A 12,867-nucleotide genomic window follows, 5' to 3' on the forward strand; every position below is an offset into this window, starting at 1 on the left:
GTTTGTCCTCCTGCCGGGGGCGCTCGGTACTGGATGGGCCATGGAGTCCACTCTAACGACTCTTGTCCCGTGATGATGACTGGAACATGGCTTCAAGGTGTCCTGCATATGACGCGGTTTGCCCCCAAGCGGCCGCTATCACTGTGATTGGTGTGGTTGGGCAGGGTTTTCTGACAAGCTTAAGTAACTATGGCGCACGCACATCAAAAGACTGATCTCCACACCGTCGATTTCCAGGTGGACCCGGTGGTCCTGGAGCTCGGCCAGCGCTTCGTGGACGCGGGGCATGAGCTCTCGCTCGTCGGCGGCCCTGTCCGCGACCTCTTCCTGGGCCGCACCTCTCCCGACCTCGATTTCACCACCGACGCCACGCCTGACCAGACCGTGGCGCTGATTAAGAAGTGGGCTGACAACTTCTGGGAGATCGGGCGCGCCTTCGGAACGATCGGTATGCGGAAGGCCGGATTCCAGATCGAAATCACCACGTACCGCGCCGAGGCCTACGATCCGGAATCCCGCAAGCCCGTGGTGGCTTTCGGAACCTCGCTGACCGATGACCTGCTGCGGCGCGACTTCACCATCAACGCCATGGCGCTGCGCCTGCCATCCATGGAGCTCGTGGATCCCTTCGGCGGAATCCGCGACCTCCATGGCGCCGTGCTGGCCACTCCCGGCGCCCCCGAGGCCTCCTTTTCGGACGATCCGCTGCGCATGATGCGCGCCGCCCGCTTCGCGTCCCAGCTGGGCGTGGCCGTCCACGATGACGTTCGGCTCGCCATGACACAGATGGCCGACAGGATCGGCATCATTTCTTCCGAGCGCGTCCGCGATGAACTCGTGAAACTTATCTGTGGCCGGCACCCACGGGCGGGCGTGGATCTGCTGGTGGACACCGGCCTGGCCGAGTTCGTGTTGCCTGAGGTGTCCGCGCTGCGCCTCGAGTCCGACGAGCACCACCGCCACAAGGACGTGTACCAGCACTCGCTCCAGGTGCTGGAGCAGGCGGCCACCCTGGAGACAGACGAAGACGGCCCCGTGCCCGGCCCCGACTTTGTGCTGCGGTTCGCAGCACTGATGCACGACGTCGGGAAGCCGGCTACGCGCCGTTTCGAACCGGGCGGCGCGGTCAGCTTCCGCCACCATGACATGGTGGGCGCCAAACTCACCGCGAAGCGGATGAAGACCCTCCGTTTCGACAACGACACCATCAAGGCGGTTGCGCGCCTCGTGGAGCTGCACATGCGCTTCTACGGATATGGCGACGCCGGGTGGACCGATTCCGCTGTCCGCCGGTACATCACCGACGCCGGGCCCTTGCTGGAGCGCCTGCACCGCCTGACCCGCTCGGACGTCACCACGCGCAACCAGCGCAAGGCCGAGCGGCTGGCCTTCGCCTACGACGACCTCGAGGACCGGATTGCGGCTCTGCGTGAGCAGGAGTCCCTGGATGCCGTGCGGCCGGACCTCAACGGTGCCCAGATCATGGCACTCCTGGATCTGAAGCCGGGGCCCGTCGTGGGAAGGGCCTACAAATTCCTGCTGGAGGAACGGATGGAAAACGGCCCCATGGAGCCGTCAGTCGCGGAGTCGGCGTTGCGTGCGTGGTGGGCGCGGCAGCCCGAGTCTGCGCCTGAAGCACCGCAGCCCACCGCGTCCGGTCCCGCAACGCCTCCCGCCGCCGTCGAAACTTCCCCAACTGAGGAGTCTTAAGTGAATTCCGCCTACATCGCCCGTCCCCAGCTTTGGATCCTGCGGCATGGTGAAACTGAGTGGTCCAAGAGCGGCCAGTACACGGGGTTGACCGACCTGCCGCTGACGGTGGAAGGCGAACAGCAGGCGGTGGAAGCCCGCAAAGTGCTGGACGGTGTGGATTTCGACCTCGTGCTGACCTCACCGCTGCGCCGCGCCCGCAGGACGGCCGAACTCGCCGGGTTCCCCGACGCCGTTCACGAACCGCTGGCCGTCGAATGGGACTACGGCGACTACGAGGGCATCAGCTCGGACCTGATCCGCAAGGACAACCCGGACTACCTGATCTGGACCCACGGGGTTCCGAACGGCGAGACACTGCAGGATGTGGCGGCCCGCGCGGACAAGATCGTGGCCCGGGTTCTGGAATCGGGCCTTGACAACGTATTGATCGTGGCGCACGGGCACTTCTCGCGCATCCTCACGGCCCGGTGGCTGGAGCTCGCCCCGGAAGAGGGCCGGCACTTCATTCTTGGAACCGCCAAAGTCTGCACCCTGGGCTGGGATAAAAGGACACCGGCCATTGTCCGCTGGGGCCTCTAACAATACTTTGTTTGCTAATTCCGAAAATTGTTTGAGAATTAGGTAGTCAACCGCAGCATTCCTGGTGTACTTTTGTTTCTGACCCCAGAGCGATCTTGCCGGGGTCATCGGCGCACGTTGGCCGGCCAGTCAGCCGGAACACGGCAGAGCAGAAAAGGAGGTTGGGAAAATGATTACTTTGACTAGCGGATGGAAGATGACCATCACCGCGTTTCCCGCCTCCGTTGCTGGCCTGCGCCGTTATCGCAGACTCGCCGGCTGACCCTGCTGCTCGCGTGTTCCAAGCGGCGCAGGGTTTATCAGGACGATAATCCTGCCTTCTTGGCGGATTCCTGAGCCAGCGGCCTGATCTGGCGGAGTCCTGGCGGTTTCGCAGCTCCCCATAATTCAGAACCTGCTTCTTGTTGGGGCTCCGCAGCGCTTCCGTCTTCGGGACCCATTTCGGCTTTTGCCGTATTTCCTATTCCGGCCGGGCATTCCTTTGTCCATTTGTGCCATTTCCGGCGAACCAAATGGCCTTATTTGTCATGCCACAAATTCCTTGCGCTTTGTCCTGCTGCGACCTAGCCGAAAGGAGGTGAACCCCATGCTTCGCAAACTCCAAGCCCTTCTCCTGAGCCGAATTCCCGCGAGGGACCGGCAGCAACAGTTCAACAGCCAGCTGCTGGACCAGAACCGGGAAGACGTATATGCCCGGATGCACCAGCAAATGAGCAGCCTGCGCTGAACCCGATCAGCCCGCTTGCATTTTGACGCGTTTGCAGTTTACAAGGAGGCCTGATGCGCCGCACCGGCCACAGCATCGCCCAGGGAGCCCGCGCGGCTGTGCGCGGGCTCCCGCCGCGGAGCAGTGCCCCGGTAAGCTCGGAGCCATGCAGGAGACTCAGCCGCCGCCCCCTCGCCAGCGTGCGCGCCTGGTGGTGCCAAGCCGGAGCGACCGCCTGCTCAGGAACTTCACAGAGCTCGTCGGCGGCCCCTTGGGAAGGCACTCGGCGCCGGGGATCGTTGCCCCGGGTTTCTTCACGGTGGAACGGGTACTGATCATCCTCACCGTGCTTGCAGCTCTGGCCGGGGTCGCCATCAAGGGCTACTGCCGAGTCAATGGCTGGGCAACGCCGTCCCAGTTCTACTCCACCTGCTACTCCGACTTTCCGGAGCTTTTCCGCAGCCGCGGCCTGGGCGACGGAGCGTTCCCCTTCTTTACCGAGGGCACCCTTTTCGAGTATCCGGTCCTGATGGGCCTCATTGCCGGCGCCACGGCGTGGTTAGTCCCGGGGACAGGGGCCACTGATGCTCGGGTACTGGGCTACTTCGACGTCAATGCCACGCTGATAACCGCCGTCTGGATCGTCACCGTGCTGGCAACTGCCCGGATGACCCGGCGCCGCCCGTGGGACGCCGCGATGGTGGCGCTGGCCCCGGGCATCATCCTGGCCGGAGTGATCAACTGGGACATGTGGGCAGTGGCCCTGCTGGCCCTTGGCATGTACTTCTTCTCACGGGAGCGGCTTGTGCTGGCGGGCATCCTGATAGGGCTGGGAACTGCCACGAAGCTCTACCCTGTCCTGGTTTTCGGGGCGATCTTCCTGCTGGCCCTGCGCACCGGAAAAATCAGGGCTTTCCTCGTCCCTGTGGTGGCGGCCGCCAGTACATGGCTGGCCGTCAACCTCCCCTTTGCGTTGAGGGACTTGACTGGCTGGAAGTACTTTTTCGAGTTCACGCAGGACCGCCCGGCAGGATTCAGCTCACCGTGGTTCGCCTACAACCTCGTGGCGGAGAGGGTGCGGTGGACACTCCTCACACCGGAAGCCATCAACACCCTGGCCCTCAATGTCTTCCTGCTGGCCTGCGTCCTCATCGCCGTGCTGGCACTGACGGCACCGACGCGGCCGCGGCTCGCACAACTGACCTTCCTCATCGTGGCGGCCTTCATCCTGACCAACAAGGTGTACTCCCCGCAGTTCGTCATCTGGCTGGTCCCCCTGCTCGCCCTGGCACGCCCGCGCTGGCGGGACTTCCTGATCTGGCAAGGCCTTGAAGGGCTGCACTGGGCCGCCATCTGGATGTATCTTGGCCAAGTGACCAGCGGTGGCGTTCCACAGCACAACATCGACATGCCGTACTACGTTCTGGCTGTGGGCGCACATATGCTCGTAACGGCATACCTCATGCTGCGCGTGGCCCTTGACATCTGGGACCCGACGTACGACCCCATCCGCCGCCACTTCCTCGACGATCCCCATGGGGGACCGTTCGATGGTGCGCCGGACCGCCTCCGGCTGGATCCCCTGCGCCCGTTGGCGTCAGTACTCCCCAGATGGATGGCCGCCCGCCGTGCCTGACGTCGCCGTCGTCGGATCCGGACCCAACGGCCTCGCCGCGGCCGTGATCATGGCCCGCGCGGGACTGAAAGTGCATGTTTATGAGGCGGCAGCAGAGATCGGCGGCGGCACCCGGACGTTGCAGCTCATCGAGCAGAACCACTGGCACGACGTGTGTTCCGCCGTGCACCCCATGGCGCTGGCCTCCCCGTTCTTCAAGGCGTTCGAACTGCCCCGGCGCATCAGCCTTGCCCTGCCCAAGATCCAGTTTGGGTCACCGCTGGATGGTGCGCGGTCGGCCCTTGCCTACCGCTCCCTTGACCGTACCGCGGACGAACTGGGCCGAGACGGCCACGCCTACCGCAGGCTCATGGCACCGCTGGTCCGGCGCCTGGGCGGCATTGTCGAGACCTCATCGGACCAACTGCTGCGGATGCCGGCTGACCCGTTGTCCGCTGCCCTCCTGGGCATCCGGACCCTTGAACAGGGCTCGCCGCTCTGGAACCTCAGGTTCCGGGGGGACCGGGCCCCTGCGCTCATCAGCGGCGTCGCCGCCCACGCTGTGGGGCGCCTTCCCTCCCTTGCGGCGGCAGGAGCAGGGCTCCTCCTGAATGCCCTCGCGCACGGGGACGGCTGGCCCATTCCTGTGGGCGGATCGTCATCGATTGCAGCGGCAATGGTTCAGGATGTTGAGGCACACGGGGGAACAATCCAGGCCGGAATCAGGGTGACGTCCCTGGCCGACCTCGAGCCCGCCAAGGCTGTCCTGCTGGATGTGGCACCGCCGGCGCTTTCCCGGATTGCAGGAAGCAGGCTGCCCACGTCCTACCGCCGGTCACTGGAGTCCTACCGTTTCGGAAGTGCCGCCTGCAAGGTGGATTTCATCCTGTCCGGCCCGGTGCCCTGGGCAGCCCCCGGACTCGCCGACGCCGGCACGGTCCACGTTGGAGGCACGCGGGCCGAGATAGCGCAGGCCGAACATGAGGTTGCGGAAGGCCGGCACCCCGAGCGCCCGTATGTGCTGGTGTCCCAGCCCTCCCCTGTCGATTCCAGCAGGGCGCCCGGTGGCAGGCACATCCTCTGGAGCTATTGCCACGTTCCGCCGGGTTCCACAGTGGATATGGGCGAGTCCGTCATTGACCAGCTGGAACGCTTCGCGCCGGGCTTCAGGGACGTGGTGCTCAAATACAAGGTGACCACCGCCGCCCAGCTGGCGGAGTACAACGAAAACTACATCGGCGGCGACTTCAGCGCGGGCCTGCTGGACGTGCGCGGCCTGCTCCAGCGCCCCGTCGTATCCCCGGTGCCGTGGCGGACGCCTGCCCGCGGCGTGTACCTGTGTTCTTCGTCGACTCCGCCTGGCCCCGGCGTCACCGGCATGTCCGGATTCCATGCGGCTAAATATGCTCTAAAAGACATATTCGGCCTCGATGTCCCGGCGCTCGGTATCTGAGCCAAGGGTGATTGGCCCGGAGTTGCGTGGCCGGAAGTGGTCTTCCGGCGGGGGATAATGGCGCGATGGGGAACTACAAAAATCTTTCGCTCGCTCTTATAGGTCTGATACTTGGCACGGTTTTGGTCGCCTGCGACGACGGCCGCGGCGGTGCCGAGGCTGCCGCGAAGCAGCTGGCATCCGCGGTCGCAGGGCTGGATGTGCGTCCGGTGGCGTTCGACGGCCGGGACGCCGCCGTCGCGAACGACCAGCTGAACCAGGTCTTCAAGGCGCTCCAACCGGTAAAGCCGGCCGTCGAGACGGGCGAGCTCCAGCTCGACGGGGACACGGCCAGCGTCCCGCTGAACTACAGCTGGAAAATTGAGACCAGCGAGTGGAAGTACACGGTCAACGCCCAGTTGCGGAAGTCGGGCGATAAGTGGCTGACCGTCTGGTCCCCGGGGATGCTCGTGCCGGACCTCGCGGAAGGCGAGATCCTCAGCAAAGCCACGCAGTCCCCGCAGCGGGCAGACATTCTGGGCGCCCAGGATGTCCCGCTCGTCACCTACCGGCCCGTGGTGAACGTCGGCATCGACAAACCGAAGCTTGGCAACGCCGACGCAGCAGATTCGGCCACGAAGCTGGCCAAACTCGTGGGCGTCGACCCCGCCGCCTATGCCCAGCAGGTCGAGGCTTCGGGGCCGGAGGCCTTCGTTCCCGCCATCACGCTAAGAGACACCGCCGGTCGCGCAGTGACCGACGCAGAGATCGCCGCCATTCCGGGCGGCCGGGCCATCGCCGACAAACTGCCCCTCGCCCCCACGCGCACCTTCGCACGGGCCGTTCTTGGGACCGTGGGCCAGGCCAGTGCGGAACAGATCGAAAAGTCCGACGGCGCCCTGACCGCCGGTGACGTCATCGGAACCGGCGGCCTGCAGCAGCAATACGACGCCCAGCTCCGCGGCACGGACGGCATTGTCATCCGGGTCCAGCGCGCCGACCTCACCGCTGCGGAGATCCGGGACGCCCCCACCGACCCGCGCCGGACGGTCTTCGAGATCCAGGCCACGGCCGGAACACCGCTCAAGACCACCCTTGATCCCAAGCTGCAGCAGATTGCCGAGGACACCCTCGCCGACGTCAAGCCTGCCTCCGCCATCGTGGCGCTCCGTCCGTCCACGGGGGCCGTTGTGGCCGCGGCGTCGGGTGAGGGAAGCAACGGCTATAACACCGCCATGCTGGGGCAATACGCACCAGGCTCCACCTTCAAGGTGGTGGATTCGCTGGCCATGCTGCGCAACGGGCGCACCCCGGATTCGAAGGTGGAATGCACACCCACACTCACGGTGGACGGACGCACGTTCAAGAACGCCGAGGGCTACCCCAAGGAATCGCTGGGATCGGTGACCCTGCGCGACGCCTTTGCGCACTCGTGCAACACAGCGTTCATTGCCGCACGGGACAAGGTGACCCAGGCCCAGCTGGAGTCGGCGGCCACATCCCTCGGCGTGGCCGTTGAAGCGCCCAAACTGGGGGCCGACGCGTTCCTTGGATCCGTTCCCGCCGAAGCAGAAGGAACCGAGCACGCCGCAGCCATGATCGGCCAGGGCAGGGTGCTGATGTCGCCGCTGGCGGCTGCAATCATGGCAGGATCGGTGGCAAAGGGAGCGCCCGTCTCGCCGGTGCTGGTCCTCAACCCTGATGCGGCCCCGGGCGCGTCCCCATCGGCAACCGAGGCGGCCAGTGCGCCGCCCGCAGAGGGGGCGGCGCCGTCCTCGACCGTCACGGCGGAGGCGCCCGCCCCGGCAGCGGAAAAACCGCTGACGAAGGCCGAAGCCGCGTCGTTGGCTGACATGATGCGTGCCGTGGTGACGTCAGGGCACGCGGGTTTCCTCGCTGACGTGCCCGGCGAGCCCGTGGGTGCGAAAACCGGCACGGCCGAATTCGGCACCGAAAACCCGCCGAAGACCCACGCGTGGATCATCGCGACGCACGGCGACTTGGCCGTGGCCGTTTTCGTGGAGGACGGCGGCCTCGGAGCCACGACGTCCGGGCCGCTCCTGAAGAAGTTCCTCACCGCGGCGGGGTGACCGAGCCCTCCTGCTGTTTCCGCAGCCTTCCAGCCGACCCTCCCGCACGCCCTGAACTCCTCACACCCGCGGGAGGGACCGGCGTTCGGCGGCGGTACGTGAGGGAGGGTTGGATGCTGCCGTGGGAAGATGGATCAGTGGCCCATATTGACGTTTCCGGCATCGACTACTTCCTCTCCGACGGCACCCAGCTGCTGAACGGGGTGACCTTCAAAGTCCCTGACGGCACCAAGACCGCGCTGATCGGACCCAACGGCACCGGCAAGACCACCCTGTTCCGCATCATCGCCGGCGACCTCACCCCCGACGAAGGCGTCATCGGACGGTCCGGGAACATGGGCATCATGCGCCAGTTCGTCGGCCAGGTCCGGGACGACTCCACGGTTAAGGACCTCCTGGTCTCGGCAGCCCCGGCAGCGCTGGCTGCCGCTGCCCGTGCGGTGGACGACGCCGAACTCGCCATGCTGGAGCACGACGACGAGCCCACCCAGATGCAGTATGCCCAAGCGATCGTGGACTGGGGAGACGCCGGCGGCTATGACGTCGAGACCGTGTGGGACGAAGTCTGCATGGCCGCGCTGGGCCTCCCGTTCGACCGGGCACAGCACCGCCCGGCGTCGAGCCTTTCCGGCGGCGAGCAGAAACGGCTGGTGCTCGAGGCGCTCTTCGCCGGCCCCGACGAGCTGCTGCTCCTCGACGAACCGGACAACTACCTTGACGTTCCGGGCAAACGCTGGCTGGAGGCCAAGCTCAACGAATCCAAGAAGACCGTGTTCTTCATCAGCCACGACCGTGAGCTGCTGAACAACGCCGCGGGCCGCATCGTTACCCTCGAGCCGGGCATCAACGGCGCCGGGGCCTGGGTGCACGGCGGCGGCTTCGGCTCTTACGTCGAGGCTCGGGCCGACCGCAACGCACGCTTTGAGGAGCTGCGCAAACGCTGGGACGAGGAGCACGTGAAGCTCAAGGAACTCGTCAACATGTACAAGAACAAGGCGGCGTTCCGATCGGACATGGCCAACCGCTACCATGCGGCGCAGACGCGCCTCGCGAAGTTCCTGGAGGTCGGGCCGCCCGAGGCGCTGCCCATCGAACAGAACGTGCGGATGCGGCTCAAGGGCGGACGCACCGCCAAGCGCGCCGTGGTGGCGGAAAAGCTCGAGCTGACCGGCCTCATGAAGCCGTTCTCCACCGAAATCTGGTTCGGGGACCGGGTGGGCGTGCTGGGCTCAAACGGCTCCGGCAAGTCCCACTTCCTGCGCCTGCTCGCCACCGGGGGCACCGATCCGGAACGGGAGCACCTGCCGGTGTCCGACGTCGAGATCGCCGAAGTGCCCCACGAAGGGACTGTGAAACTCGGCGCCCGCATCCGTCCGGGATTCTTCGCGCAGACCCATGTCCGCCCCGATCTGCTGGGCAAGACGCTGCTGGAAATCCTGCACCGCGGCGACGAACACCGCTCCGGGCTCGCCCGTGAGGCCGCGGCCGGGGCCCTGGACGGTTATGGGCTGGCCGGCCAGTCAGAGCAGAAATATGAGTCGCTCTCCGGTGGTCAGCAGGCGAGGTTCCAGATTCTGCTCCTGCAGCTCTCCGGCGCCACGCTCCTCCTGCTCGACGAGCCCACGGACAACCTTGACCTGCATTCTGCCGAAGCGCTCGAGCGGGCCATCGACCACTTCGAGGGCACGGTCCTGGCGGTGACGCACGACCGCTGGTTCGCCAGGACCTTCGACCGCTTCCTGGTGTTCGGCTCCGACGGCCGGGTCTATGAATCCCCCGAGCCCGTGTGGGACGAAAAGCGGGTAGAGCGCGCCCGGTAGGCCATGGTGTGCGCCTGCCGGGCGGCGGGCATCGCTAGAGTTATCGAATGACTACCACCCAGCAGATCGCCGACCGCCAGGTATCCGCCGCAGCCATAGCCACGTTCATCATTTTTGGTGCGAACGGCCTGATTTTCGCCAGCTGGGCGGCCCGTATTCCGGCGGTCACGGAGATGCTCCACATTTCGTCCGGCCAGATGGGAACGCTCCTGCTGTGCACGGCGGTCGGCTCACTGATTGCGCTGCCAACCGCAGGGCACGTCATTGGGCGGATCGGCACGTCGAACAGTGTGCGGGCAGGCGGTTTTCTGGCCGCGTTGGCCGGGGTGGCAATCGCCGTGTCACTGCTGGCGGAGTCGGTTCCGGGCACTGCCGTGGGGCTGTTCTTCTTCGGCATCGGAATCGGGCTGTGGGATGTTTCGCAGAATGTTGAAGGCGCCGACGTCGAGCACCGCCTCAGGCGGACGATCATGCCCAAATTTCATGCGGCCTTCAGTGGCGGCGCCTTCGTGGGGGCACTCATCGGTGCGGGTCTCTCCGGGCTCGGAGTCGGACTGCCGCAGCACCTGCTGGTCATCGCCGCGGTCGTTGCCGTCCTGACGTTCGTTACGCCTCGCTTTTTTATTCCGCATGAGTCGGCGGCACAGCAGTCCCCCGCCGAGGAGGCCAAGCCGGACCGCGGTCCCTCCGCCTGGCGTGACTCACGGACCCTGCTGATCGGTGTGGTGGTGCTCGGTGCCACACTGACCGAGGGTGCCGGCAACGACTGGATCGCGAAGGCCGCCGTTGACGGCCTTGGCACATCGGAATCCACCGGTGCGCTGCTGTTTGCCCTGTTTGTCCTGGCCATGACGGGCATGCGGTTCGTCGGAGGCGGCGTCATCGACCGGTACGGACGCGTGGCAGTTCTGCGGTCCAGCATGGCAGCGGCTGCTGCCGGACTTGGGTTGTTCGTCTTCGCCGGCAACGTCTGGCTGGCCGCAGTGGGGGCGGCACTGTGGGGAGTTGGAGCCGCCCTGGCGTTCCCCATGGGCATGTCCGCCGCAGCGGACGACCCGAACCACGCGGCAGCACGGGTATCCGTCGTGTCCACCATCGGTTACGTGGCCTTCCTCGCCGGCCCGCCGCTGCTCGGCTATCTGGGCGACCTCACCGGGATCCATCTCGCGCTCCTGGCAATCGGCGCCCCGATCCTGGTGGCACTGCTGCTTGCGGGCGTCGCCAAGCCGCTTTCTTCCCGGAAGTAAGTCCGCCGGGGCGGTATCGTTCCCTCCAGGGGCGCCGGCGGTAGGGTGGGGAAATGCGAAGAATGCTGCGAAGGGGCCCGGGCTGGGTGGCCGGCATGGACCGCGCCCTGCTGCGGTTGGTCTCGGGATTCCCGGGAGGCCACCATGACACTTTCTTCCGCAGGCTGTCCGCTTCCGCCAACAAGGGCAAGTTATGGTTCGGCGTCGCCGCCCTGGCCGCCCTTGTTCCCGGGCGCACCCGCCGGGCTGCCGTACACGGTCTTCTTGCCCAGGGCGTGGCATCCGCCATCACCAACCTGGGCTTCAAAACACTGCTGCCACGCACACGTCCCCTGCCGGAGCACCTGCCGGTGTTCCGCTTCGTGCATCCGCAGCCCACGAGTTCCTCGATGCCGTCGGGGCATTCGGCATCGGCAGTTGCCTTCGCGCTTGGTACAGGGTTCGTTCAGCCGGCACTGGGAGCGGCGGTGGCGCCCGTCGCCGCAGGCGTTGCATACTCCCGGGTGCATACAGGAGCGCACTGGCCTTCCGATGTCCTCTTCGGCTCGGCCATCGGCGCCTGTGCCGCCCTTGTAACCAGGACATGGTGGCCCGTCCGTCCACCCTTTCCGCCCACGACCAGAAGCTGGGTGGAAGTGGCGAAGCTGCCCCAAGGTGAAGGGCTGAGCATCGCCGTCAACACACTCGGCGGCTCGTTCACCGAGGAGACCGCGGCTGCGCTCCAAGAAGTATTCCCTCGGGCGCATATAACGATCATCGAACCTGAGCATGATGTGGCAGAACAGATGGGAGTTGCCGCTGCCAGGCCCGGCATCCGAGCACTCGGCGTTTGGGGAGGGGACGGAACAGTCGGCACTGCTGCGGCCGCCGCCATCCAGCTCAATCTTCCCCTCCTGGTACTTGCCGGGGGAACGCTGAACCACTTTGCCCGCGACGCCGGCACCCCTTCACTCAGGGAAGCGGTGGCAGCCGCCACTGAAGGCCAGGCAGCGCGGGCGGACGTTGGCATCGTCTCGGTCGAACGGGGGCTGGCGGAGGACCCCGAAAAGACCGAGCTCATCATGCTGAACACCGCGAGCATCGGCCTCTACCCGAATCTGGTCCGCCGGCGCGAACAGCTCCAGCCGGCACTGGGAAAGCCGCTGGCCGGGGTGGTGGCGATGTTCCGGACGTTTGCCGTCGAAAAGCCCATCACGATCATGGTGGACGGCGTGCGGCACAAAGTGTGGATCATGTACCTCGGCCGGGGCCGCCATTACCCCAGGGACCACGCCCCGTTGCTCCGCCCGGTGCTGGATGACGGGGTGCTGGACGTCAGGATGATCACGGCGGATGAGTCCTTCGCCCGCGTCCGCATGCTGTGGTCCGTGCTGACAGGCACCGTGGCGACGTCCAGGATCACGCATCTGAGGGAGGCCACGCACGTGCGGATTGAGGCCGGCTCCGCACCCATGGTGCTCGCGGTAGACGGTGAAACGATGCCCGGCGTCAGGGTGGCCGACTTCGCCCTCAAACGGGGCGCTTTGACGTACTACTCACCATTGGATGAGGGCTAAGGCTCATCCGTCCGGATGACACTGCCGAACCCTGAATCGACCCTGAATCATCCCTGAGACCGGCGAAATCGGCCGGGGGCGTCGGTAGCGTGGAACGTGCACACCCAAC

9 protein-coding genes are annotated in these 12,867 nt (G+C 65.9%); all 9 read left to right on the plus strand.

What is annotated here, in order from left to right; genetic code table 11:
* Positions 1-189 precede the first annotated feature (189 nt).
* The 9 genes from AC5RUM_RS03965 (at position 190) to AC5RUM_RS04005 (ending at position 12,758) form a co-directional block, all read left to right on the plus strand.
* On the plus strand, positions 190-1,710 hold the full coding sequence (locus AC5RUM_RS03965) for a CCA tRNA nucleotidyltransferase (RefSeq protein WP_494033699.1): 1,521 nt from the start codon (positions 190-192) through the stop codon (positions 1,708-1,710).
* On the plus strand, positions 1,711-2,292 hold the full coding sequence (locus AC5RUM_RS03970; protein ID WP_400576897.1) for a histidine phosphatase family protein: 582 nt from the start codon (positions 1,711-1,713) through the stop codon (positions 2,290-2,292). It abuts the gene before it with no gap.
* 586 nt (positions 2,293-2,878) lie between these two features.
* A complete protein-coding gene (locus AC5RUM_RS03975) occupies positions 2,879-3,019 on the plus strand; it encodes a hypothetical protein (protein WP_494033700.1) in 141 nt (46 codons plus the stop codon).
* 145 nt (positions 3,020-3,164) lie between these two features.
* A complete protein-coding gene (locus AC5RUM_RS03980; RefSeq protein WP_494033701.1) occupies positions 3,165-4,634 on the plus strand; it encodes a glycosyltransferase family 87 protein in 1,470 nt (489 codons plus the stop codon).
* Positions 4,627-6,066, plus strand: coding sequence for a phytoene desaturase family protein (locus AC5RUM_RS03985; RefSeq protein ID WP_494033702.1), 1,440 nt, complete (start codon positions 4,627-4,629; stop codon positions 6,064-6,066). Before AC5RUM_RS03980 ends, AC5RUM_RS03985 begins: the two co-directional genes overlap by 8 nt.
* 65 nt (positions 6,067-6,131) lie before the next feature.
* Positions 6,132-8,135: a penicillin-binding transpeptidase domain-containing protein gene (locus AC5RUM_RS03990; RefSeq protein ID WP_494033703.1), complete on the plus strand. Its 2,004-nt coding sequence runs from the start codon at positions 6,132-6,134 to the stop codon at positions 8,133-8,135.
* A gap of 137 nt (positions 8,136-8,272) precedes the next feature.
* Complete coding sequence (locus tag AC5RUM_RS03995) at positions 8,273-9,955, plus strand: ABC-F family ATP-binding cassette domain-containing protein (RefSeq protein WP_494033704.1); 1,683 nt, start codon at positions 8,273-8,275, stop codon at positions 9,953-9,955.
* Positions 9,956-10,002: 47 nt separating this feature from the next.
* Positions 10,003-11,202: an MFS transporter gene (locus AC5RUM_RS04000; protein ID WP_494033705.1), complete on the plus strand. Its 1,200-nt coding sequence runs from the start codon at positions 10,003-10,005 to the stop codon at positions 11,200-11,202.
* Between the two features lie 53 nt (positions 11,203-11,255).
* A complete protein-coding gene (locus AC5RUM_RS04005; RefSeq protein ID WP_494033706.1) occupies positions 11,256-12,758 on the plus strand; it encodes a bifunctional phosphatase PAP2/diacylglycerol kinase family protein in 1,503 nt (500 codons plus the stop codon).
* Positions 12,759-12,867 lie beyond the last annotated feature (109 nt).

This window comes from Arthrobacter sp. B2060 (genome assembly GCF_059090445.1).

Coding starts and splice junctions, on each gene's coding strand:
- AC5RUM_RS03965 (WP_494033699.1), top strand. CDS start 190: ATGGCGCACGCACATCAAAAGACTGATCTCCACACCGTCGATTTCCAG.
- AC5RUM_RS03975 (WP_494033700.1), top strand. CDS start 2,879: ATGCTTCGCAAACTCCAAGCCCTTCTCCTGAGCCGAATTCCCGCGAGG.
- AC5RUM_RS03980 (WP_494033701.1), top strand. CDS start 3,165: ATGCAGGAGACTCAGCCGCCGCCCCCTCGCCAGCGTGCGCGCCTGGTG.
- AC5RUM_RS03990 (WP_494033703.1), top strand. CDS start 6,132: ATGGGGAACTACAAAAATCTTTCGCTCGCTCTTATAGGTCTGATACTT.
- AC5RUM_RS04000 (WP_494033705.1), top strand. CDS start 10,003: ATGACTACCACCCAGCAGATCGCCGACCGCCAGGTATCCGCCGCAGCC.
- AC5RUM_RS04005 (WP_494033706.1), top strand. CDS start 11,256: ATGCGAAGAATGCTGCGAAGGGGCCCGGGCTGGGTGGCCGGCATGGAC.